This is a genomic window from Aquibacillus koreensis (genome assembly GCF_025154055.1).
In the GTDB taxonomy this organism is placed as follows: Bacteria; Bacillota; Bacilli; order Bacillales; family Amphibacillaceae; genus Aquibacillus_C; species Aquibacillus_C koreensis.
The window spans coordinates 19,842-43,950 of sequence record NZ_JAOALK010000046.1; the positions used below are offsets into that span (position 1 = coordinate 19,842).

Below are 24,109 nucleotides of genomic sequence, written 5' to 3' on the forward strand. Positions count from 1 at the left end.
AAATACTTAGTCTTCACTTTCCACTTCAATACATGAAAAACAGTAAAGCTCCTTATCCTCAGAAACTACTCCATCCAGGAACCCCTCTAAACAGTACACGATCCGGGCACACTTCACACATTTTCCAGCTTTTTCTTTCATATCATATACTCCTTTCAGGTGTGAACACAGGACGGTTCTTAATACGAATAACAGAGTGATGCTTCATTATTCTATTATATAAAATAATCATAATTATATCCCCATACAAAAATAGACATTCCTGGATAGTTGCAACATAGCAATAAACAGGGAATGTCTCTATTTCTAACTAACTTTCACATATTTGAACATCATTTATATTATCTATCTATTGGTAGATTATTAGTATAATCCACCATCTTCACCTCTTTGATGCATAGGAACTATAACTGGTTCTCCCTTTACAGGATCAATCTTCACAATTTGTTCTCCACCATCATAACTAGATGGTAACTCCGAAGGACTACTTACGAATAATCCTCCCATTAATAATAGTGTAATTACTGTTTTTTTCATAACTAAAAACTCCTCTCCAATAATTCTAAAGTTTTATTATAAAAATATGATGACCTCTTGTATTTTCTTGTATTGTAATAATATTTTGCTAGTTTCTTATAACAACGAGTTAAATAATCATAGCTTTTTTTTCCTTCAAAAAATAGGGCCAATTGATTTAGGTTTTTCTCGAATAAAACTAACTCATTGTTTATATAGAAATAATCAATGAAATGAAACAATAATACATTTTGGTCATCTTTGGTATCAGTTAACTCCGAGGCAATCTTATATAACTTAGCAGCTTCCTCTATGTCTTCTTCTTTTAATTTGCAATCTATCAGTAATCGATATGTGATTAGCACATCACTATTTGTATTCTTTTGCTTAATATGAAGTGCCTTATAGAAGTATGAGCTTGCGTCTTCAAAATTACTTTTTTCCATTGAGATGAGCCCAAGATTATGAAATATGTAGCCTAAAGGGGCTACGTGAGAATATTGTTCTGCAATCTGTTTGGCACTTTCCAATGCAACTGTGGCTTCTTTGTTTAATTTTTTCTCTCTATATAAATCTCCGAGAGAATTTAATGATAGCGTCAAAAGGTAAGTATTATCTATCTTCTTTAGGTACTCTATAGCTTCTTTAGTTGTTAATATAGCATCCTGATAATGCCCCATTCTTTTATGAATAATTGATATATTATAAATGACGGATGCTTTGATTTCAAGGTTATTAACAAAACTCTTCACTTTATAAAAGTGTTCCAAACATTGGTCGAATTGTGATTTGTCATAGTAGTAATAACCGAAATAATAATAAATCGCACAACGTAATTCAGAGTTTAAAGACTCTATATTTTCACCTTCCAAATACGGGATTAAATAATGGTCATGATTTTGTTCATAATCCAACTTTTGTTTCTTTTTTAATAGAATAATATTTTTCAGAACCAGATAATAACATTCTAATTTAGGTGATACCAAATTTTCATAATAGTTTGCATCAATTAATTCAACGATGGAATGAGCCTTGTTTAAGTCCAAAATACAATAATGAAACAACTGGTTTAACATTAATAATATTTGTGGGTCTTCATATTTATAATTGACGATAAATTCGGCTGGGAAATCTAACCTTTCTGCTATTACTTTTAATATGTCTGAAGAAGGAAAAGCTGCACCATTTTCTAACTTACTTAAATACGAATGCGAAGTTACATTTCGAGCTAAGGAAGCTAATGATATGTCTAATAGAGAGCGCCTAATATAAATTCTTCTTCCAATATGTATAGATATCCCCCCTCCATACTTGAATACATTTATTATACATCGTTCTTCATTGAAACTATATACCTATAGTGAAAAATAGGAAGAAGAACACATCTTCCTTGCTTCATCTTTCACATTACATTCTACGCACTCAAAACATCCAAGTAAATGATGTCGATTGTGAATAGAATTGTATATATATTACATTTTATCAAGTACATTGAACTATAAAATGGATTAATATGTTAAATTTTTTACCCCAAGCAGATCTTCAGAAAAGGTTAATTACAAATTATGGATATCACGCAACACATCAGTTACTTCTAAGGACGCAAACTAATGTCTGTATCTAACGTAAGGAGTTGTATTTTAAATACAGCCCCCTACTTTTATAACAAAATTCAAATACTATAACTTTTTATCTAAAATAGCCAATGCGTTTTTATAGTGTACGGCAGACTTTTTATATTTTCCAGTGTTTAAATAATACTTTGCTAACTTTCTATGACAGTCGACTTCATAAGAAAAGTCATTTACTTTTTCCAAATATGATAAAAAGCCCTTTAGGTTTTTTTCATATTCAGCGAAATCATTTGTTAACTTATAATACTCATTATAATGATATAACAATTTCCATCGGTCATCTTCACTTTGTTCTAACGTTCTAGCTATTTCGTATAATTCTTTTGCTTTTTCAATGTTTTCTTCGCACAATTTACAGTCTATTAGTAGACGATACGTAATTAAAATACCACTCTTGTCTGACTGCTCTTTTACCTTGAGAGCTTCGTAACAATACGTAATTCCTTGCTTATAATCACCTGACTCTTTTGAAACAAGTCCTAAGTTATGATATACAATTCCTATTGTTTTCGTATAAGAGTGCTCTTCAGCAATTCGCTTTGCTTCTTCCAATTCTGTAATAGCTTCCTTATACAAGCTTTTTTCTCTATATAAATCACCTAACAAATTATGTGCTAATGCTAAAAGATAGCTAAAGCTTAACTCTTTGAGATATTCTATCGCCTTCTTCGTAGAAATGATCGCATCCTGATATCGACCTAAGCGCTTATTTAGAATCCCTGTATTATAGATAACAGATGCTTTGATTTCCAAATTGTCTACAACCTCATGGAGTCGGTACAAATATTCAATACAATCTTTATAGTTAGACTGAACAAATTGATAATAGCCAAAGTAATAGTAAATGGCACAACGAAAATCATTAGAAAGCGATTCAATATCAACACTATCTAAATAAGGGATAATATAATCTTTATGAATGCTTTCGCATGCTTCTGTTTGCTTTGTTTTTAGTAGAACGATACATTTTAAAACTAGATAATAAAATTCCATCCTTGGTGAAGCAAGGTTGGTGTGATAATTTTCATCGATAAGTTCAATAATTGACGCGGTTTTTTCAACCTCTAGAATACTATATTGAAATAATTGCTTCAGCATTAATAATAATTGTGGATCTTCATTAGCATCATCTAAGATAAAACTAGAGGGCAATTCCAACCTTTTGGCAAGTGCAATTAAGATATCAGAAGATGGCACGACTGCACCATTTTCCAATTTACTTAAATAGGAGCTTGATGTAATACCTTTTGCTAGTGAATTTAATGTCAATCCATTTAAAGATCTCTGTATATAAATTCTTCGCCCGATGTGCATGTGCTCACTCCCTTCTAAAACTTCTGTATAACTTCCTTGTGCTAATGAGGTTAATATGTAGCCCTGTAATGTCCTTTTAACGTAAATTCTTTATTGCCAGTTTTCAAAATTAGCTTTCTATGATATCAAATGCTTTATCATAAAGTATCGCAGATTTTTTGAACTTTCCTAGTTGAAAGTAAAATGCTGCTAGTTTTTTATAACAGATGACTAGGAACTTCACATTATTAGTTTTTTCAAAGTACAACACTAGCGCATTCAGTTCTTTTTCATAGTGCTCAAATTCTTTGTTTATATAATAATATTCAGTGAAATTAAATGCGAGTTTTTTATAGTCCTCTTCTTTGTCAGTTAATAGTTTTGCTGTATCATATAACTGTCGAGCTTCCTCTATCTTCCTCTCATTCAATTTGCAAGAAATCAACTCACGGTAAGTGATTAATAAACTATCCTTCTCCATTTTCTGATGTAGTGCCTTATAAAAATAAGTGCTAGCTTTCTCATGATCACCGGATTCTTTACTAATCAGCCCTATATTATGATAAGTATAGCTAAGGATATTTTTGTATGAATGCTCTTCAGCAAGTTTTTTTGCATTTTCAAATTCTACTAATGCTTCTTTGTTTAGTTTTTTCTCTCTATATAAGTCACCAACTGAATTGAAACATAAAGCCAGATAATAAGTAGAATCAATTTGTTTATAGTGCTCAATAGCCTTCTTCGCAGCAATTATAGCATCTTGAAACTGTCCCATTCGTTTATATAGTATGCTGATGTTATAGATAATCGCAGCTTTTATATCTTGGTTATCTATAATCTCATAGAGCCTACTAAGATTATCAAGTGATTTTTTGTAATGCAACTGACTGAAATGATAGTAACCGAAATAGCAATAAACCGCACGTTGTATCTCCGTCGGAAGTGACTCTATTTCAACACCTTCTAAATAAGGAACTAGATATCGATGATGAACGTTCTCCAATTCTTCCGTTTGTTTCTTCTTTATCAAAACAAGATTTTTTAAAACAAGATAATAAAATTCCTGCTGTGGTGATCTAAGATTGAAATAATAATCTGACTCTATCAGTTCAATAATGGATTCCGTCTTACCGATATCCATTATGCTATAGTAAAATAACTGCTTAAGCATTGACCATAATTGGGAGTCTTCTTGGTCATGACACAGGATAAAGTCACTTGGGAGATGTAACCTTTCTGCTAAGGACTGGAGAATCTCTTCTGATGGAACTGCATCTCCGTTTTCCAACTTACTCAAATATGACTTTGATGTAATACCTTGTGCCAATGATGATAATGTATAACCTTTTAGCGATCTCTCAATATGTATTCTTCTACCGATATGCATTTTAACACTCCCTCCATGAACACCTTTATTATACATGTGTCATGAAGGAAGCTGTACCATTTTTTTACCAACACATATAGAAACCTCTTTCCAATTATTCTCATCTATTAAACCGTACATTAATATTTTCACTACGTCGATTATTGGAAACATGGGGACGGTTCTCCTGTTCACAGTTTTAAATTTTAAGGAATTTGGATGTTTTGGGCGATATTGGGAGAATGAGGGCGATTTGTTCGTTATATAGACCGATTTCACTTCTTTTATTTTCACTTAATTCATTATAAAATACATTTGTGTTCTTTTTATAGAACAAAAAAACACCATTAGATACCATGGTATAAGGAGCAAGGAGGAAAGAAAATGAAACTACTCAAGCAAATACTCTGTATTTTTTTTATCAGTTTACTACTATACCCGAGCACGATATACGGAGATGGAGCAAGTAATGAACCCAAAGTGTTAGTCGTTTATTCAACCGAAACAGGTAATATAACCGCCAATGTTCGCTTACTAGACATGCTTATCAGTCATTTCACACAAGATATAACCTTTGTAAGTAATAGCGAATTCAAGAATAGCAACCTACAAGATATCACGCACCTTTTTTACTATGGTGAAACCGAAGATACATTGGTAGATTCGTTTGTTTCCGCTTCATTTTCTGGAACGATTGTTGCTATTGGTGACAATGTTGGGCAATTACCAAACCCGTTTCATTACATAAAAGTAGACGGCATCACGCAAGTCTCGGCTATAAAACACCAAAAATCGGACAAAACGATACCAATTGAACAAACGAATGTTCATCTTGTACTTCTCCCAGATAAAAACAATACGGAGGTACTAATATCAGGAACACATGAGGACCAAACTTTCCCGCTATTCGTACAGCATGATAACTCCTATTATTACGCTAGCAAAAATCTTTTCCCACCAGCTTCTAATGCCTTTGCAGATATTCTTCATGACATCTTTGCCGTTAACCATAGTGATAAACATCAAGCATTTTTACGTCTTGAAGATGTTCATCCAAGGTTAGAAGGTGAGATCGTCATGGAAACAGCCAAATTTTTAAAAGAACAGAACATTCCCTATTTGGTGTCAGTTTCACCTGTTTACACCGATCCGAATACAGGAACAAGTCTTTTCTTAGCTGACAACAAGCAATTAGTAGAAGCTCTTTTATATATGCAAAATAATGGGGCCAGTATTATTTTACATGGCTATACAGATCAATCAGGAACCGCCACCACTGGTGATGGATTTGAATTTTGGGATATAGAAAAAAATAGTCCCATCTTTCAAGATCCTTCAGAACTTAAAAAGCAGGAAGATTTTAGTACAACAGACCAATATCAAGATTATTTAAATCAAATCGAACAAGGCTATATACAAGATCGATTAGAAAAAGGAATAAAAGCTTTAGTAGATCTAGAGTTATATCCGATCGCTTTTGAAGCACCTCATTACGCCATGTCTCAACATGGATATCAAGTTGTCTCTGATTATTTTTCAACCTATGTAGGTCAACTGCAGCTAACAGATGATGATTGGCGAGTAATGGCTGAGTCACCGAATATGACTTCTCCTTCGTTTTTACATGGGATGCAGCTCGTACCTGAGACAATCAGATATGTACGGTATGAAGAACCTGCATCGATTGATGAGATGAACCAGTTTATTAATGATCTTACGGTTGTGCGAGATGGAATTATAGGTGGGTTTTACCATCCATTTTTAGGTGTAGATGATCTAAAAAAATTAGTTACACAAATTGAAAAAACACCTAATCTTGAATGGATCGATCTTAAAGAACATAAACATACCGTAGAAACAAACGATATTTCTATCACAACAGAAGACGGTGAGGTCCAAGTGAAATTGACGAATCAACCATTAGAAGAGACACAACCAGATCCTGATGAAACAGAAGAACAGTCCGATGAATCACCCGCAATCACACAAACCAATACACAAAATCCGAATAGCGAGGTTGCTTCAGATTCAACTGGATTTCCAATGATCTCCTCAACGCATATGCAATGGATTGTCGTTGGAGCTTGTGTAACTATTTTTATTGCACTGCTATCCATCTTACTATTTCGCAATTCCCGTACAGCCTAAATTTTTTTAGATCTTTTGTTCTTTATTAAGAACTACAATATGAACAGGAAGGAGGGATTATATGTCCTATATTTTTAAGAAAAAGCATATTCTCCTTGGCCTAGTATTTTTCATTCTATTCGCAAGCCTTTCCATGTCACAAAATGTTGTTCAAGCAACTGAGCAAACGAAGGATGTTAATGTGTTAATCGTTTATTCTCCTCAAGGGGATGACCGGGACCTCCAAAAGACGCGGATACTCGATCTCCTTATTGGTCACTTTACGTCTAATACTTTAATTATGCCCATTGATCAAGTCACAGAAGCCGATGTAAGGAAAGCTTCGCACATCTTTTATTATAGTTCAGCTCCTACAACGGTACCAAAAGTATTCCAGCAATGGCTGAATCGTTATGACGGGACTGTTGTTGCACTAGGCTATAATGTTGATCAATTAGGGGAACGCTTTTCCTTTGCAACTCCGATAAATAATGAAGTTTTTTCACGCTTAAAAATAAAAGATCGCGAAGACACTGCCACAAATATTTTGCCACATACCGTGCTAAATACAGAGGTTAGTGATGAAGCATCCATATTATTAGAAGCAAGCCATGGAGATAATGGCAGCTATCCACTCTTTGTCAAGCACAATGCTAGTTATTATTATGCTGCAACAGGCTTAGGACCGCCAATCTCCCCCTTCCTAGCCGAAGTGTTGCATGAAGTTTTTGATACAGAACATGAAACAAAGCACCAGGGTTATTTACGGCTAGAGGACATACACCCACTTGCAGATCCCGATAAGATAATGGAAATCGCAAAAGAATTGAAGGCAAGAAACATCCCATATATGGTGGCTGTAATCCCTGTTTATATCCATCCTGAGAATCAAAAGCGATATCATTTTTCTGACGTACCAGAACTATTAGATGCATTAAAATTCATGCAGGATAATGGCGCCAGTATCGTTTTACACGGATACACGCATCAATTCAGAGATAGTGAGACAGGCGAAGGTTTCGAATTTTGGGACGTTAAAAACAATATGCCAATCTATCATACAGCAGAAGAACAAGAAGTGGTGAAGAAAACAGAAGACGATTTTGATAGCAAAGAGGCTTATGAACAATATCGTCAGGAGCAAATCGATTTTGAAACAGCATATATTAGAGACAAAATAAACAGCGGAGTACAAGAACTTGCTAATTATGGCTTATACCCACTTGCATTTGAAGCACCCCACTATACAATGTCTCAAAACGGTTATGCAGTTGCATCTGAGTTTTTCTCCACGTATGTAGGGCAAGTTCAAATCAGTGATGAAAACTGGGAGGCAATGACAGTCGTTCCATACCGAACGTCCCCGACTTCATTTAAAGGAATGGAATTATTACCGGAGACGATCGGTTTTGTGGATGACGAACCAAATGCAATACAGGAGATGATCCAAAAGGCGGAGCATCAGGCTGTTGTTCGTGATGGTATGATTGCAGGATTCTATCATCCATACCTAGATATGGAGAATTTTTACTCGCTAATAAATGAATTGGAAAAACTTGATATTGAGTGGATTGATTTGAAACAAGGAACAAGAACCGTTCAAGCCGACAACGTTGAAATTAGAACAGTGAATGGAGAAATAGTAGTAGATATTGATCGTTTTGGGTTATTCACCTCCTCATGGGCGTATATCGGCTATCATGTTGACCGTTTGATGTTAAACATTACTTGGGTAATGGTTGGTTCTGGTGGATTTGCCTTAATTCTTTTTCTAAGTTATACCATTATTTCAAGTAAGCGAACTAGGAAGTATAGGAGATATCGAAGGAGGGGTTATGTTGGCTAATGGATTTCTCTACATTTCTCTGTCTCTCATTTGGTTGATGCTTTTTTACCATATGTTCCTGATGCAAGGTGGATATTTGCACTTTTTACAGTATAAAAAGACAGAGAAAAAGTGGCAAGATAACCGAACCTCTTTTCCTAAAGTAAGTGTGCTTGTACCCGCACATAATGAAGAAGTTGTGATCGAAAAGACATTGGAAGCATTGAGTAATTTAACATATCCAAATTATCTACTTGAAATAATTATCATCAATGATAACTCTAGCGATCGAACAGGAGAGATTGCCGAGTCCTATGCACGACGGTTTTCGTATATGAAGGTCATTCATACGAAACCTCCAAATGGGGGTAAAGGTAAATCAGGTGCGTTGAATATTGGTTTAAGGGAATCTACTGGAGAAATCATTTGTGTGTACGATGCAGACAACACGCCGGAACCCGATGCGGTTTTTTGGCTTGTGCAAGGGTTACAAAATGACAACAAAGCAGGTGCGATTGTTGGAAAATTTCGGGTAACCAACGCGAACAAAAATTTATTGACAAGGTTAATTAATATTGAAACAATTACTTTTCAATGGCTTGCACAGGCTGGTAGATGGTTTTGGTTTAAAATGACGACGATACCAGGAACGAATTTTGCTATTCGACGTTCGATTTTAGAAGAGTTAGATGGATGGGATGAGAAAGCTTTATCTGAAGATACGGAATTAAGTTTTCGCGTGTATGATTTAGGCTACTATATTCGTTTTTTTCCATCTGCTATCACGTGGGAACAGGAGCCAGAGACAATACGCGTTTGGTGGAAGCAGCGCACGAGATGGGCAAGAGGTAATCTATATGTGATTGCAAAATTCTTTCTACATTTCTTTAAGTTGAAGAATAAGAAAGTTGGTATCGATTTAATCTATTTTTTCTTTACCTACCTCTTGTTCTTTGGTGGCGTCCTAGCATCGCATACCATTTTCATATTAAATTTATTGCTAGAACTTGAGCTCAAGCTTGGCCTAGTTTCTATCGCCTTACTAGTAATTGGATTCCTCTTATTCGTAACGGAAGAATTGTTGGCATTGAGCTTTGAAAAAGGTCAACTAACGCTTAAAAATATAGCTATTGTTATTCTCATGTATTTCACCTATTCACAGATGTGGATTGCCTTAGTAGCTTATTCCACATTCTTAGAGATCAAAAGACTTATGTTCAAACAAGAAATAAAATGGGACAAAACACAACGCTACGAAGAAACCCCCGTCAAAAAAGACCGATCAGCATAAATGGAAACAGGAATGGAAACAGGGGGACGGTTCTCCTGTTTCCATTTTTGCTTTTAGCTCATAAGTTTGCTCACTTTTGCTATTTTCTCTAGTGATTCGCAAATCCAAATAACGCTACTATCTCTTATAGCTAATACGATAGATATATCCTGCACAATTGAAACTCTAGCATCTACGTACACTTCTATCCTATATACATATGTTACTTGAGTACGAATGAACGATGATGTCGTGAACGCAAGAACCGTCCCCATGTTGACAAGATCTGTCCCCATGTTTTCATCTGAAGCGTATTTCCATTATACTGGTGGTAGGAGAGGATGATATAAATGAAAGCTTATCAAATTAAAATTGAATTACTAGATTCTGATCCGTTGATTTGGAGAAGAGTCATTATGCCGGCAGCTGCTACTTTTAATCGCCTTCATGATGTAATACAGAATACGTTGAACTTCCAAAGTGGCTATCCACATTTACATTACCACCTCTTTGAATTTGATATAGCAAAAGATTATCTAACAGTTACTAATAACGAAGAAGAGTATCATGAAAATAAAGCATATAAAAAGCACTATAAGAAAACACCACCTAGTAAAGAAGATGATCCATTTGGTGTGATCGCTCGCCACCTAAAAACAACGGTGCGCCAGCCACAAACATTAAAAATAGATAACTATTTGGAAAAGCACGGAGAGTTCCTATACACGTATGATTTCGGTGACAACTGGAGAATCAAAGTTACGCTTGAAGAAGTAACGGAAGAATATTATTATGGCTACCCAACTTTATTGGATGGCGCGGAGACAGCCCCACCAGAAGATGTTGGTGGAATACCAGGCTATTATGATTTTTTATCCATTTATCACGATAAGAATCATCCAGACTATCAGATGATTAGAGAATGGGCTAAAGAACAAAGCTATCGGGAATATGATGAAGAATTTATTAATCGTTGCCTTAAAGGAGTTAAGTACAAGAAGACTGAGTGGGACAAGCTTGGCATTGATCCTTATAGAGGATACTAAAACTATTCCTGATATATCGACACAGTTGAGAACAACTTTGAAGACGTCTCATGTCTAGCTTCATTTCCGTCTCCCTACAACCGCACGAAAAAAATGGAAGCAGGAGAACCGTCCCCCTGCTTCCATTTATGCTTTTGTTGGCTGTTTTCCTTCAATGGTTATTGCTTTTTCTTGGGCGTCTATGCAGAGCTCTGCGGCTTTGAAGGCGTGTGCTTGTGTCATGGCGCTCTCTGTTCCATTTAAGCAATCAAGGATAAATTGACCGAAAAATGGATAGCCTACTTTTCCAGACAACTCAAAATGCTTCTCCCCTTCTTGATTGACTAGGTATAGGTGATTAGAAGTGTTGCTTCGTCCAATATCAATGTATTTTCTTACTTCAATATAACCTTCTGTACCCAAAATCAATGCACGACCATCACCCCATGTGCCTAATCCATCCGGCGTAAACCAGTCAACACGGAAGTAAAAAGTTGCCCCATTGTCAGCTACAAGTGTTGCATCACCAAAGTCTTCAAAGTCGGGATAGTTTTTATGATGATAGTTCGCTACTTTACTATGTAACACTTTCGCATCCTTAGCACCTGTGTAATGCAAAAACTGTTCAATTTGGTGACTACCAATATCACACAAAATCCCGCCATAACTTTCCGGATCAAAGAACCAATCAGGTCGCTTATCTGCATTCGCACGGTGTGGCCCTGTTCCGATCACTTGGATCACTCGACCAATCGCACCTTCATCAATTAGTTGACCCGCAAACACGGCACTTTCCACATGCAATCGTTCACTGTAATAAATGCCCCACTTCAGACCAGTTTCCTCGGTCTTCTTACGCGCTAGTTCAATTTGTTCTTTTTTTGTAAACGCAGGTTTATCAACAAAGTAATGCTTCCCATGATCTAACACACGTAACCCAAGCTCACCACGATACGCTGGAATATTAGCTGCTGCTACCAACTGAATGGATGAATCTTGTAATATTTCTTCTTCCGACTGGGCTGGTACTACCCCAGGAAATTTCTCACAAAAGCTCTTTACCTTTGCTGGATCCGGATCATATACTGCTACTAAATCCCCACCTGCCTCAATCAAGCCGTTACACATACCAAAAATATGGCCATGGTCAAGTCCGATTGCAGCAAAGACAAACTCACCTTCGCCCACTACTTTATTAAAATTACCTTCTGGCGCATAATTCATGCCATCATTTTTGTTCATTCCGATTCCTCCTCCTGTTTAAGTTAAGTGAGTAGGCTTGCATAAGCATAAGCAAACCTACGGAACAAATCTATAAAACACTTAATAGAGCTTATTCGTATTTTCCACCAGTCGTAATCGTATTCGACCCAAAGTTTTCCACTGTATTTGTTTTCTCATAAAAATACGTTGCATTCTTCAAGACACCTTCTCTTGTATAAAAAGGATCATCCTTTTCCAAAGGTAATGTTACTTTTCTGCCAAAACTAGCTGATTTATAAATCGCTGTAATCAGCTCTAATGTAGCACGACCTGCAACCCCATCAACGAGAACTTCTTTCTCTCCTTTGATGGCTTGGAGTACATCGTGAATCTGTCCCGTATGTCCTTCGAATAACAGTTCAGACTGCTCATCATATACTTGTTGAAGTCTAACTTCTAAACCATCGTCCTTCTCTGGAAATCCATTTTCTAAAGGTTTAGATGCAGTTACCTTCCATGGAGCAGACACCCTTGCATTTTTCCCCTGAAAAATCAATTGTTGTTCCTCACCGTGATGAACAACAGAGCTCGTAATCTGTGCCAACGCTCCATCCTCATACCTGCAAATAGCAACAGAGATATCTTCCACTTCCGCATTATCATGCGATGTATTACTTGTCACTGCTGTTACTTCAGAAGGCATGCCGTTCATCCACTTAAATATATCAATATGATGCACCGCATGGTTTAGCGTACAGCCACCACCTTCTTTTTCCCACGTTCCTCGCCACCATAAATCATAGTAGCTATGACCTCTCCACCAGTAAGAGTCAACCTGCGTATGCACAATCGGTCCCATTAACTTCGTATCAAGAACATGTTTTAATTTCATCATCGGATTGGTAAATCTATTTTGTGCGACAACGGACAGAACTCTATTATTTCGCTCTGCCGCTTCGTTCATAGCATCACACTCCGCTAACGAGGATGCCATTGGTTTTTCCACGAGCACGTGTTTTCCAGCATCTAAAAATTTAATGCCTATATTGGCATGCGTATATGGCGGTGTACATACGGATACTAGATCAATATCATCGCGGTTTAATAGCTCTTCATAATTGTCGTACACATCCACATGTAGGTTAAAATCCTGAGCATGCTGTCTAGCCTTGTCTGGATAAATGTCGCAGAGTGCAACGATTTTACACTCCTCTTCGAAAGCTTGATACGCTTTGATATGTGATGGTGCAATGGCTCCTGCACCGATAATTGCAATATTAATCATAGATGAATCTCTCCCTTTATTAGAATGGAATTGCTTCAATTGATAATTAGCCTTTAACAGACCCCGCTGTCATCCCTTTAATGATTTGTTCTTGTAATAAAATATAGACAATCAGGACAGGAATAACGGAAATTACTACACCTGCTGCAATCAAGCCGTAAGCACTTGCATACGAGGTCTGAAAACTTGCAAGACCAAGCGGCAAAGTACGTGCAGCATCAGATGAAATTAAGACAGTTGCGAAGACATACTCATTCCACGCTGCAATAAAAACAAGAATTCCCGCTGTCGCTAAACCTGGTTTACTTATCGGAACAATAACCTTAGAAAATATCTTCCAATACCCACAACCATCTATAATGGCAGCTTCTTCTAGTTCACTAGGGATCCCCTTCATAAAACCAACTAGTAAAAACACAGTTTTTGGTAAATTTAATGCCGTATAGACGAGAATTAACCCTAGCAAAGAGTCTCGTAGTCCGATATTATCCATTCGGAAAAAGATTGGTAGAATTAATGATTGTAACGGGATCGCAAGCCCTAGAACGAATAGCGCGTATAATAATCCATTACCGCGAAAACGAAAGCGCGCAATTACAAACGATAGAGTAGCCCCAAGGAACAAACATAAACTCACACTTATAACAGAAACGATTAAAGAGTTTACAAAAAACTGAGACATATTTGCTCCAGTCCATGCTTCTGCGAAGTTTGAGAAGCTATAGGATTCCGGAAGTCCAAAAGGATTAGTAAAAATTTGTGTGTTGTCCTTAAAAGCAGTTAATGTTACCCAAATAAATAAGCCGACCGTAATCAGGGCATATCCCCATAAAAATATATATTTGAAAATATTGAGGTTTCGTTCCTTTTTTCTTGTTTTTTTCACATGGGCAGGAATATTCGTTTGTCGTTCGGTTACTGGAGCTTCCACCTTCATCACCAACGCCCCCTTATCCTTTAGATTTCAATCCTTTGTTAATGATGACAGATAAAAATAGTACAATTATCGTCATCGTCACAGCAATCGAATTACCGTAGCCGTAGTTCAACTCTTGAAACCCTTTAATATACATGTAAGTCCCGGTAACTTCTGTTCGGTGAATCGGCCCACCATTGGTAAGTAAAAGAACGTAATCAAACAACTTGAATGCATATGTGACACCAAGTACTAAACATACAATTAATACATTCTTGATCATTGGAATCACAATATGAATTATTTTTTGAAAGAAACCAACGCCATCGATTTCGCCTGCCTCGATAATCTCATCTGGAATCGATTGTAGCCCCGCATATATGATGACCATCATTAAACCAATATTTTGCCAAACAAACGGTACAGATACAGCTGTCATTGCTGTCAATTCATCAGAAAGCCAAGCAGTAGTCAGATGCCCTAACCCTATTTCTCTTAGAAAGGCATTGATAATCCCAAAGTTTGGTTCGTAGATGAATGAAAAAACTAAAGCCACCGCAACTGTTGATGTAACAACTGGAATAAAAAATACCGTACGTAAAAACTTAAACCCTTTTACTTTTAAATACAGGAAGTAGGCTAGAAAAAAGCCAAACGGTATTTGAACAAACAAAACGAGAAATACCCAATAAAATGTATTCTTTAGTGAGCGAATAAAGATCTCATCCTGAAACAGGTTAATGTAATTGTCTATAAAAATGAACGTTTTATCAGATAATCCATTCCAATCAAATAAGCTATTATACACTGTATTAAGTAGAGGACTAATGAAGAAAAAGAGATAAAATAACACAGTTGGAGCAGCAAACAAAATGAGAATCCATTTCCTTTGTAATGCCATTTGGTATGCCCCCTTTGTAGGAAAGGTAGGAGCTCTCTCCTACCTTCTATTCTTGGAATTATTCAAATTGTTTACTAGGATGTTCTTCTACTAATTCATTCATTGCTTCTACGTATTCCTCAGGTGTCATCTCTTGTAACGATAATTCATCTGTTAGTGTCCAGTAATTGTCTTGCACACCTTGTGAGAATAATGCTTCATCTAAGGATGGAACTATATTATCCGCCCTATCTCTTATCTCAATAGCCTGTCTTAAAATTTCATTTGCTTCTGATACGTCGTAATCAACATCGAGTGGTGAGAAGTCTGATGCTTTCTCTATTACTTGTTTTCCAAGCTCAGGACTAGCCAGATACTTCATCAATTCCCAAGCAGCTTCTCTCTTTTCTGGATCGTCATACGCTTGTTGGCTCATGTATACGAAGAATCCTGCTCCGGAAATAGCTGTATTCTTGGACTCCCCATCTCCAAGTGGGAATGGAACTACTTCCAATTGGTCGACAATGTCTGGATTTATCGCACCAATGGTCCAGCTATGTTGGTAGAACATTGGTGAAACACCAGTGTTAAATAGTTCTAATGATTGTGAGGTTGACAAGGTTTCTTTCCCATCTGGGAATGCACCAAGTTGTTGCAGTTCTGCGGCTTTTTCGCTCGCTTCTAATAAGGCATCGCCAAACGGTTCTTCTCCTGTCGTATTCGGAATAATACTATCAATTGTTTTCTTTTGACTTAACCACGTTAACATCATATAACGAGCACTGTGATTATTTGCTGCCATTGGTATTAGTCCAGCTTCCTTAAACTGTTCGACAGCAGTAACTAGCTCATCATACGTAGATGGAATTTCAACACCATGCTCTTCAAAGAGTTGTTTGTTCACCATAAAATAATACATATAAGAACTTATCGGAAGACCATAAGTTCCCCCTTGGTATTCAACAGGATTAAACGCATCTTCAACATATTGATCCGCTAGGCCGTCTTCCTCAATTAGCTCCGTCAAATCTGCAATTTTATCACTTTCAATGTAGTTTTCCGTTCTTCTTGTACCCCAGTGAAAAAATACATCTGGTGGATTATTTGCTGCCATTTCTGCTAGCAACTTTTCTCTTATGGAATTACCAGCCGCTGTATTTATGTTCAAGTTAATGTCATCATGCTCTGCATTAAATGTTTCAAAGCCTGGTTCATACACAGCAGACAGTGGCTGTTCCCCTACCAAACTGGTCAATACATTTAACGTTATAGCATCTTCATTTGCTTCATTACCTTGATCCCCTTCTGTTTGACCAGATTCAGCGGAAGAACAAGCAGTTGCAATTGCAAGAATAAAAATAAACGCCATCATTAGCCAAATTTTTTTCTTGTTACCCATCTTTTCCCCTCCATATTTAAAAAGTTAGCTTTTCTACACTCCTAATGATAGCGCTTTCTTATTTACGTTACCTTTAATTATTCTATCGGTTCCTTCAAAAATTCCTGATTGTTACGTTCCTCCCTAAATTGTTTTGGAGATCGCTTTAAGGTTTTTCGAAACACAGTAGAGAAGTAATTCGGGTCATCGTACCCAACAAGCCTAGCAATCTCTGTTATATTTTCATCTGAATGCTCCAATAAATATCTTGCTTTTCGCATCTTTACTTTTGTCACATACAATTTAAAACTTTCACCCGTTTCTTTTTTAAATAGATCACTCAGATATTTAGGTGACAGGTAAACGTGTGCGGCTACATCACTTAAGGAACAGTTGTCTTGATAATGCTGTTCTACAAATGCTTTGACTCTATTTACAATCGATATTCCTTTTTCTTTTTTCCATTCTTTAAAATTCTGACAAAAATACTCCATTCTTTGCGTTATCCATGAAACTAGTTCCGTTGTCGATTGTAATTTTCTGCTATCAATAATTTCTTTAGACAATTGAAGTTGAGATGGATAACCGAATTCTTTTTGAGTGATCGTATCTAGAGCATATAAAATCGAAAACGCTTCTATTTTCGCATCAGACAACTCATATTTAGGAAGACAACTTATCAAGTCTTGGAGCGCTTCTTGTAATTTATCCATTTCACCAACCAATAATGGCGCGATTAATCGCTCTTTCCATTTACTAATAAGGTCATAGTTTAATAAGTCTTTCGAAAATGAGTGTTCCAGATTCCCACTTGTTGTTTGATTAAATTTTTCGGAGTAATGCTCATAAAAGGACCTCAAATCAAAGATGTTTTTCACACTTCCCATCTTGTCTGCAAACAGATTGATTCCTAATAAATTTGACGCTTTTTCTTTAATTAAAGTTATAACTTCTCGCTCTTCATCTTCTTGGTATAGACAAGCATAACAATTATAATCAACTGCAATTACTTGTCCCCACCCTTTGTGAGCAAGTATCTCTTCAAACATATTCATTAGTGCAAATTGCAATAATGGCAAATCATTATCATGATAGTGTTTTGTTTGTGGAAAGTAAGTTTCCACCCTAAAAAATGTAACCGTTGTGTTTAAGAATTTTGCTTTTACATCCTCAAATACTTTTTCACCTGTCGTGTATGGCAGTTTCAAAAAAATGGAACGAAGAATCATTCTTTCTTTCAGTTGTTGCTCCCGTTTCTTTTTTTGTTGTTCAACAAGAAGGTCTTTTCTAATACGACTAAGAACATCAATTACCTCAGATTGCGCACAGGGCTTAAGTAAAAAATCAATCACATTGTTTTTCAGTGCTGCTTTGGCGTATTCAAAGTCTCTGTACGCCGTCAAGAAGATCACTTTTATATGGCTATATTGTTCATGAATAACCTTCGATAACTCAATTCCACTCATCTTTGACATTCGAATATCGGAAATCACCAGGTCAGGTTCCACTTTTTTGATCATATCGAGTGCCTCTAATCCATTTTTGGCTTCCCCGATCACGTCCCATTTATAATCGTCTTCTTCAATCATCTTTCTTAATGTTTTTCGGATATGTTGTTCATCATCAACGATTAATACCTTACAATTCATGAAGCATCCCTCTCCCCTCTGTCATTCCATTCCATTTCAATGGGCAAGATCAATCGAACTAATGTCCCTTTGCCCTCTTCACTTTCGATTTCAAGTCGATGCGGGTCATCGTACATAAGTGCGATACGACGAATCACGTTAGCCATTCCAATGCCATTCGTTTTTTCACCCCTGCTTCGTCTTTGATATATTTGCTCGATTGCAGCTTGATTCATTCCACAACCATTGTCCTGCACTTCAATCATTAGAAAGCTTTGTTGTTTATATGCTTTAATGTGAATTTTATTTTCGTCTACTTGATCACGAAAACCGTGAACAAATACATTTTCGACGATCGGTTGTAGTAGAAGTCGGACGATCGAGCAGTCATACACTTCATCATCAACGTCCATGTTTATATGAAGCTCCTCTTCAAATCGGGACTTTTGAATGGTTAAGTAATTATTTATTTGATGTAATTCATCTTTTATTGTGGTAGTCGTACTTGCAGGTTCAATTGCATATCGAAGCATTTGGGATAAAGCCACTACTAAATCAGCATTTTCAAAATCATCCTGCAAGTATAGCTTGGACCTAAGCATATCTAACGTATTGTATAAAAAATGAGGGTTCAACTGAGCTTGTAGCGCCGTTAATTCTGCTTCCCGTTGATCTAATTGTGTCTGATATACATTCTTAATTAGTGATTGGATAAAATCGATCATCTCATTAAAAGAATTGCCGAGATAAGCTAGTTCATCGTTTGATTTAACTTTTATCCTGGTGTCGAGTTTTCCTTCTTTTATACTCTTCATCCCTGAGACTACAGTTTTTAAAGGACCTAATAATCGATAACTCGCAAAAGCAATTAACAGAATTGCTATCGCTAAGCTAACTAGTCCGCTCAATAAACTAACGTGAAAAATCGTCTGACTTTTATTATGTAATCCTTGAAGTGACATGGCACTTTCAAATCGAAAGTTACTAATGCCTGAATCGTTAGTGGCTAGTAGATAACGTTCTCCATCATACATCTCGGTTCTAACATTATTACCTTTTTCACTACGATCAGTTGATGTAAGGAAGGATTTGTCCTGATTGCTATACAACAAATTTCCTCTTGGCGTGTATAAGTTGACAATGTCATCCTCGTTTGCAAGGACATCATCAAAAACATCTACAAATTGCCTGCTATCAAACACAAGCAGAAGTTGACCTATGACATCCATTTTTTCATTTTTAATTTTTCGTGCAGCCACAATCACATCATACTCACGACTCATCGTATGATATGTTTCCCTTTGCCATACCATCTCACCATCGGTCTTGGATAGAGCTTCTGCAATCTTGTCATAAGTAGATTGATTTAACTCTTGAAACTCTGTGGAATGAGTTGGTTTATATCTTTTTCTAAACCGATCCGTCATCTCGATACTGTAAACGTAATCTAGATTTAACTTTAAATTGTTTAATATATCGTTAAAATTCATCAAGTTTTCATATTCAATTAATTTAAATTCATTTGATTTGGATAACACATCAGTTACCGTTGGGTGAAATATGATCGTATCTGAGAATCGATATACTTCGTTAATTTTTGCATCTATACGTGAGGATACCTGCTCTACTTTTTGTGCAAATTGTTTACTAATCTCTTTTTCAGCAATGTCTAAGTGGGCACTATACGAGAGATAGCCAGTAATAGTAGACGATACAAGGATAATTAACGATAATGCAATAACCATCTTTGTTGCTAATCTCGGTTTTGTCCTGATAAAAGAAAGGTGTCGCATATCTTCAACTCCGATCTAGAAATAATGGTTCCATGGTAATCTCTTTTTTTAAAAGGTGAAAAGGGTAAAATAATCGTGGTGCGAGTCCAAAGTAGAATGGGGATGCTAATAATAGATATGAAACTATGATGCATCATAACTTGTTGAATTTAGCAAAGAGAGAGATCTATTACTCTTGTAAATAAAAATTTGGTAGCGGTTTCATAAAAATTATAATCAAAAGTATAGACACTTTGAATTAACTTTTCAAATGAAGTGACTGTATCGATTAAGATTTTATGAAAAACTTGGTTTGTTGCACTTAAACCTGTATGAATTAAACGAGGAAAAGCTAAAGTGGTTGTTCATCCCCAACAACTTTAGACACTCATGTATTTGGTGAGTGGATTAAGAATTCTAAGTAGAAAACAGTGATGCTCCTTTCTAATAAAAGAAAGCAGGAGAACTCTCCCCCTGCTCCCATTTTGCACGCAAGAACCGTCCCCCTGCTTCCAAGGTCTGTCCCTCTGTTCACACTCTCTCTGATTTACATTTTCCTTTCCATCAAGTTAATGCCAATCCCCATGCATACGACTCCGAATAATAGTAGAATCGATAGTGGTTGGGCTAGTGCTGTGAAATCATGGTTATTGCTTGCTATTTGTTTCAGTGCTTCCATGGCATAGGTAATCGGAAGTACTTTTGAAATTGCTAGAATGATCGAGTTGCTTACTAACTCGATTGGCCAATAGGCTCCTCCAATCATAGCCATACTCACCGCCACAATCGGCACGACTGCATTCAGTTGTTCTAACGTTTTGACAAGGCCCAGCATCAACATGCCCAAGGCGACAATCGCAAACGTATAGCATGCCACCGCAAGTACAATTGAGCCAAAACTGTCACCAACACCATAGCCGAACAAATACTTAAACCCTGCAAATATGATCACGATCTGTAAAAATCCAATCAAAAACGCATAGCATAAGTGGCCCAGATACACTTGCCACTTCCGAACGGGCGACAAAATCATCCGGTTCCATGTCCCGGTTCGTTTTTCTTCTGCTACTTTTGATAAACTTTGGATAATGGTATAGATCGAGAAAAAGAGAGTCATGCCGAACAATGCTTGATTTCGTTGGTCGATCCCCCCGCCCTGTTCTTCACCGTCCACCGTTTCACTTGCTAATCGCAACGGAACATCCGACAAATTTTGATCAATTTCCTCTCGAATTCGTGGATCTTCCGTCGACTGCTCGACTTGTTGTAAACGTAATTCATCTACATATACTTGACGCACATATTGGTCGATAAAAACATGATTAGCATCATCCGCTGCAATCAGCATCTCGTAGTTCTCAGCCGTGGCATGGATGGCATAAGGAATTTCTCCTAAAGCAACCCGTTTTTCCGCATCTTGTTCTTCAATAAGCGAAAATGAAAATGCGTCTGATTCATTTAATTGATACAAAAGGACATCCTGCTCTTCTTCATCCATGGACGCATCAAAGTAGAGCGGCACATCAATCGTACTCGCGCTGCCGAGGCCACCTAACATAAAAATAAAGCCAACCGTCATGACCATCATCCAGATGACTAATGCAGGTTCTCTGCGAAGCCGTTGTAATTGCAATAAAAATACAGATCTCATCTATGCCGCCCTCCTTTTTGAAAAAATCAATATACTTATGCCGAACAATACGACACTAATTAGCAGCAATCTACCAAGCATTGGTGTAATAAAATCCATCCCTAACCCTTGCGCCCATTGCAACAAGACGTTTAACATAATCCCGTTCGGCGTCCAGTTTCCGAGCGTCTTAAACAACTCTGGCATATTAGATACAGGCATGAAGCTCCCACCTAAAAGCGCAAACAACGTAACCACACCACCTGAAAACATACTTGGAATCGCATTGCTTTTTGACTTAACTGTGAGCGCAGTTAATAGGGATGCCAACGCCCCAACACAGATGGAGAATACAAGGGCGATCACGAGCATGCCGCCAAAAAAAGCCCATGATCGATCAGCAAACACCTGCATGACCACCCGCGCAATTGTAAATAAGAGAACCACTTGGATAAACACAATCACTGTTGTCGAAATGGCCTTCCCAGATAGGTAGTTTGCTGGATGCTTCCCTGATAATAAAATCCGGTCTAACACGTGTTGATACGTCTCCACATAAGCTTTACTAGCGATCGTGGAGGCAGCAAACAATGCAAACATTGCCGTCATGCCAATCGAATAATACTCCAGAGATGTAATTGGTTTTTGATCCGTAACCGTAATTTTTGACCCAATTGGCATCTCGTTAACTGGTTCGACTGTTTCTCTAGAAGCTACAGTCGTTTGCGTCGCCTTAGCAATCGCAGTTTCTAAATTAACCGTATCGACAAAACGACTAATAATATCTTCGAAAACACCTGCAGATAACGGGGCATGTGTACTCTTAATCACTTCAAGTTCACTGCCATCCCCTTGTTCGAGAAGCATCTTGTTTAACACGTCGTACGTAAATGATTCTGGTACCACAATAATAGCTGATACCTCTTCCTCTTTTAATGCTTCCTTAGCTTCTTCTAGATCCATCTCTTTTGTTTCAATGATTTCTTTCACTTCTTCGTCTTCAAAAACACCTTCAAGCATTGCATAAGGTTCCACCGATGTAGCTGCTTCTTGAAGCGCCTTTCTCGCTTCCTTAGGCATTGGTGATTTTTCTATCTCTTGTAAAAAATTTTCCTCGTCAACCTCGGCGTCACTTTGATTCACAACCGCAACGGTCATCATCAGGTTTACTTGGTTTTCCCCAAACATACCTTTTAAAGCAAAGCCTAAAATCCCTGTCAAGATCACGGGCATTAACAACAAAACGAGTAACTCCGTTCGATCTCGAAGTAGTACACGAACATCTTTTTTCAGAAATGCTAGCACGCTATTCACCTCCTAATCTCTCAATTTTCGTCCAGTTAAATGGAGGAATACGTCTTCTAACGTTGGAATTTGTACATTCACACTAACAATTTGGGCTTGGTGACGCTCCGCCACTTGGAACACCTTGCTCAGTAATTTGCTATTCTTTGGTGTAATAAGCTTCATCCCTTTTTCCGTCTCAACCACACGATGAACTTCCTCTAAATCTGCTAATTCAGACTTTAGCTCCGGATATGGCCGATCGAGCTCTAATACAATCGTTTCCTCACTCGATAGAATGCTCGTAAGCTCTTGCTTTGTTCCCGTTGCAATAACTTTTCCATGATCCATAATGTAAATCCGGTCGCACAACCTTTCCACTTCTTCCATGTAATGACTCGTGTACAAGACCGTCATGCCTTTTTCTCGGTTTAACTTTTGTACCATCTCTAAAATGTAATTACGTGATTGGGGATCAATGCCGACTGTCGGCTCATCCATAATAATGATTTCTGGTTCATGTAAAAGCGCCACCGCAATGTTAATCCGACGCTGCATGCCTCCAGAGTAATTTTTGACAAGATCGTTCTTTCTTTCCGTTAACCCAACGAGCTCCAATACAGATTCCATTCGTTCCGTTAACGCACGTCCTTTCAATCCATACACTCTGCCAAAAAACTTTAAGTTTTCTACTGCCGTTAGTTCCTTATAAAGCGCAATTTCTTGCGGTACAACACCAAGATATTCACGAATAACCCCTGGCTGTTTCACCACACTTTTTCCATCCCACGTAACATCACCAGCAGTTGGTTTGACCAAAGATGAAATCATCGAAATTGTCGTTGATTTCCCTGCACCATTTGGCCCAAGTAAGCCTACCGATTCCCCCTTATCCAAATACAAACTAACATCATCCACCGCAAGATGCTTTTTGAAAACCTTCTTTAAACTTGTCGTTTCCAACATGCTTCTTCCTCCTCGTTCATCGTTATTTTACAGTTAGTATTAGAAAAACTCTCATTCGCTCGTCCCTTGGTGAATGTGTTAGTTTTTCTTATAAATTTTCCCCTACGTCAA

General features: G+C 37.2%; 19 protein-coding genes. 4 read left to right on the forward strand and 15 right to left on the reverse strand.

The window, feature by feature from the left end:
- Positions 1–6: 6 nt before the first annotated feature.
- The 5 genes from NYQ66_RS12930 to NYQ66_RS12950 form a co-directional block, all read right to left on the reverse strand.
- The gene (locus tag NYQ66_RS12930) at positions 7–141 is read right to left on the reverse strand and encodes a hypothetical protein (protein ID WP_259870061.1); all 135 of its coding nucleotides are present in this window, start codon (positions 139–141) and stop codon (positions 7–9) included.
- Between the two features lie 222 nt (positions 142–363).
- Entirely contained in the window at positions 364–537 is a 174-nt protein-coding gene (locus NYQ66_RS12935; protein ID WP_259870062.1) for a hypothetical protein, read from the reverse strand.
- Positions 538–539: 2 nt separating this feature from the next.
- Positions 540–1,430, reverse strand: a complete 891-nt coding sequence (locus NYQ66_RS12940) for a hypothetical protein (RefSeq protein WP_259870063.1) — start codon at positions 1,428–1,430, stop codon at positions 540–542.
- Between the two features lie 765 nt (positions 1,431–2,195).
- Positions 2,196–3,464 carry a helix-turn-helix domain-containing protein gene (locus NYQ66_RS12945; RefSeq protein WP_259870064.1) on the reverse strand — a complete coding sequence of 423 codons (1,269 nt, stop codon included), beginning with the start codon at positions 3,462–3,464 and terminating at the stop codon, positions 2,196–2,198.
- Positions 3,465–3,573: 109 nt separating this feature from the next.
- The gene (locus tag NYQ66_RS12950; protein ID WP_259870065.1) at positions 3,574–4,830 is read right to left on the reverse strand and encodes a helix-turn-helix domain-containing protein; all 1,257 of its coding nucleotides are present in this window, start codon (positions 4,828–4,830) and stop codon (positions 3,574–3,576) included.
- 363 nt (positions 4,831–5,193) lie between these two features.
- Between NYQ66_RS12950 and NYQ66_RS12955 the strand changes: the two genes are divergently transcribed.
- The 4 genes from NYQ66_RS12955 to NYQ66_RS12970 all read left to right on the forward strand — a co-directional run bounded on the left by NYQ66_RS12955 (position 5,194) and on the right by NYQ66_RS12970 (position 11,077).
- Positions 5,194–6,957 (forward strand): DUF2334 domain-containing protein, encoded by a 1,764-nt coding sequence (locus NYQ66_RS12955; RefSeq protein WP_259870066.1) that lies wholly within the window; start codon positions 5,194–5,196, stop codon positions 6,955–6,957.
- A gap of 61 nt (positions 6,958–7,018) precedes the next feature.
- Positions 7,019–8,782, forward strand: a complete 1,764-nt coding sequence (locus NYQ66_RS12960) for a polysaccharide deacetylase family protein (RefSeq protein WP_259870067.1) — start codon at positions 7,019–7,021, stop codon at positions 8,780–8,782.
- Positions 8,775–10,052, forward strand: coding sequence for a glycosyltransferase family 2 protein (locus NYQ66_RS12965; protein WP_407652081.1), 1,278 nt, complete (start codon positions 8,775–8,777; stop codon positions 10,050–10,052). Before NYQ66_RS12960 ends, NYQ66_RS12965 begins: the two co-directional genes overlap by 8 nt.
- 329 nt (positions 10,053–10,381) lie before the next feature.
- Positions 10,382–11,077 (forward strand): plasmid pRiA4b ORF-3 family protein, encoded by a 696-nt coding sequence (locus NYQ66_RS12970; RefSeq protein WP_259870068.1) that lies wholly within the window; start codon positions 10,382–10,384, stop codon positions 11,075–11,077.
- Positions 11,078–11,203: 126 nt separating this feature from the next.
- Here NYQ66_RS12970 and NYQ66_RS12975 read toward each other — a convergent pair whose 3' ends face one another.
- The 10 genes from NYQ66_RS12975 to NYQ66_RS13020 all read right to left on the reverse strand — a co-directional run bounded on the left by NYQ66_RS12975 (position 11,204) and on the right by NYQ66_RS13020 (position 23,998).
- On the reverse strand, positions 11,204–12,298 hold the full coding sequence (locus NYQ66_RS12975) for a Gfo/Idh/MocA family protein (RefSeq protein WP_259870069.1): 1,095 nt from the start codon (positions 12,296–12,298) through the stop codon (positions 11,204–11,206).
- A 91-nt stretch (positions 12,299–12,389) separates the two neighbouring features.
- A complete protein-coding gene (locus NYQ66_RS12980) occupies positions 12,390–13,544 on the reverse strand; it encodes a Gfo/Idh/MocA family protein (protein ID WP_259870070.1) in 1,155 nt (384 codons plus the stop codon).
- A gap of 46 nt (positions 13,545–13,590) precedes the next feature.
- Positions 13,591–14,481 (reverse strand): carbohydrate ABC transporter permease, encoded by an 891-nt coding sequence (locus tag NYQ66_RS12985; protein ID WP_259870072.1) that lies wholly within the window; start codon positions 14,479–14,481, stop codon positions 13,591–13,593.
- A gap of 13 nt (positions 14,482–14,494) precedes the next feature.
- The gene (locus NYQ66_RS12990) at positions 14,495–15,361 is read right to left on the reverse strand and encodes a carbohydrate ABC transporter permease (protein WP_259870074.1); all 867 of its coding nucleotides are present in this window, start codon (positions 15,359–15,361) and stop codon (positions 14,495–14,497) included.
- A 58-nt stretch (positions 15,362–15,419) separates the two neighbouring features.
- Positions 15,420–16,739 (reverse strand): ABC transporter substrate-binding protein, encoded by a 1,320-nt coding sequence (locus tag NYQ66_RS12995; RefSeq protein ID WP_259870076.1) that lies wholly within the window; start codon positions 16,737–16,739, stop codon positions 15,420–15,422.
- Positions 16,740–16,816: 77 nt separating this feature from the next.
- Positions 16,817–18,367 carry a response regulator transcription factor gene (locus NYQ66_RS13000; RefSeq protein ID WP_259870078.1) on the reverse strand — a complete coding sequence of 517 codons (1,551 nt, stop codon included), beginning with the start codon at positions 18,365–18,367 and terminating at the stop codon, positions 16,817–16,819.
- Positions 18,364–20,139, reverse strand: coding sequence for a cache domain-containing sensor histidine kinase (locus tag NYQ66_RS13005; RefSeq protein ID WP_259870080.1), 1,776 nt, complete (start codon positions 20,137–20,139; stop codon positions 18,364–18,366). The genes NYQ66_RS13000 and NYQ66_RS13005 overlap by 4 nt, the downstream gene beginning before the upstream one ends.
- A gap of 526 nt (positions 20,140–20,665) precedes the next feature.
- Positions 20,666–21,769 carry an ABC transporter permease gene (locus NYQ66_RS13010; RefSeq protein ID WP_311202021.1) on the reverse strand — a complete coding sequence of 368 codons (1,104 nt, stop codon included), beginning with the start codon at positions 21,767–21,769 and terminating at the stop codon, positions 20,666–20,668.
- Positions 21,770–23,053, reverse strand: coding sequence for an ABC transporter permease (locus tag NYQ66_RS13015; protein ID WP_259870082.1), 1,284 nt, complete (start codon positions 23,051–23,053; stop codon positions 21,770–21,772).
- A 12-nt stretch (positions 23,054–23,065) separates the two neighbouring features.
- Positions 23,066–23,998, reverse strand: a complete 933-nt coding sequence (locus NYQ66_RS13020) for an ABC transporter ATP-binding protein (RefSeq protein ID WP_259870084.1) — start codon at positions 23,996–23,998, stop codon at positions 23,066–23,068.
- Positions 23,999–24,109 lie beyond the last annotated feature (111 nt).

Excerpts from the sequence above, each read along its gene's own strand:
- NYQ66_RS12930 (WP_259870061.1), bottom strand. The coding sequence starts at position 141 with ATGAAAGAAAAAGCTGGAAAATGTGTGAAGTGTGCCCGGATCGTGTAC.
- NYQ66_RS12935 (WP_259870062.1), bottom strand. The coding sequence starts at position 537 with ATGAAAAAAACAGTAATTACACTATTATTAATGGGAGGATTATTCGTA.
- NYQ66_RS12945 (WP_259870064.1), bottom strand. The coding sequence starts at position 3,464 with ATGCACATCGGGCGAAGAATTTATATACAGAGATCTTTAAATGGATTG.
- NYQ66_RS12950 (WP_259870065.1), bottom strand. The coding sequence starts at position 4,830 with ATGCATATCGGTAGAAGAATACATATTGAGAGATCGCTAAAAGGTTAT.
- NYQ66_RS12955 (WP_259870066.1), top strand. The coding sequence starts at position 5,194 with ATGAAACTACTCAAGCAAATACTCTGTATTTTTTTTATCAGTTTACTA.
- NYQ66_RS12960 (WP_259870067.1), top strand. The coding sequence starts at position 7,019 with ATGTCCTATATTTTTAAGAAAAAGCATATTCTCCTTGGCCTAGTATTT.
- NYQ66_RS12970 (WP_259870068.1), top strand. The coding sequence starts at position 10,382 with ATGAAAGCTTATCAAATTAAAATTGAATTACTAGATTCTGATCCGTTG.
- NYQ66_RS12975 (WP_259870069.1), bottom strand. The coding sequence starts at position 12,298 with ATGAACAAAAATGATGGCATGAATTATGCGCCAGAAGGTAATTTTAAT.
- NYQ66_RS12980 (WP_259870070.1), bottom strand. The coding sequence starts at position 13,544 with ATGATTAATATTGCAATTATCGGTGCAGGAGCCATTGCACCATCACAT.
- NYQ66_RS12985 (WP_259870072.1), bottom strand. The coding sequence starts at position 14,481 with ATGAAGGTGGAAGCTCCAGTAACCGAACGACAAACGAATATTCCTGCC.
- NYQ66_RS12990 (WP_259870074.1), bottom strand. The coding sequence starts at position 15,361 with ATGGCATTACAAAGGAAATGGATTCTCATTTTGTTTGCTGCTCCAACT.
- NYQ66_RS12995 (WP_259870076.1), bottom strand. The coding sequence starts at position 16,739 with ATGGGTAACAAGAAAAAAATTTGGCTAATGATGGCGTTTATTTTTATT.
- NYQ66_RS13000 (WP_259870078.1), bottom strand. The coding sequence starts at position 18,367 with ATGAATTGTAAGGTATTAATCGTTGATGATGAACAACATATCCGAAAA.
- NYQ66_RS13005 (WP_259870080.1), bottom strand. The coding sequence starts at position 20,139 with ATGCGACACCTTTCTTTTATCAGGACAAAACCGAGATTAGCAACAAAG.
- NYQ66_RS13010 (WP_311202021.1), bottom strand. The coding sequence starts at position 21,769 with ATGAGATCTGTATTTTTATTGCAATTACAACGGCTTCGCAGAGAACCT.
- NYQ66_RS13020 (WP_259870084.1), bottom strand. The coding sequence starts at position 23,998 with ATGTTGGAAACGACAAGTTTAAAGAAGGTTTTCAAAAAGCATCTTGCG.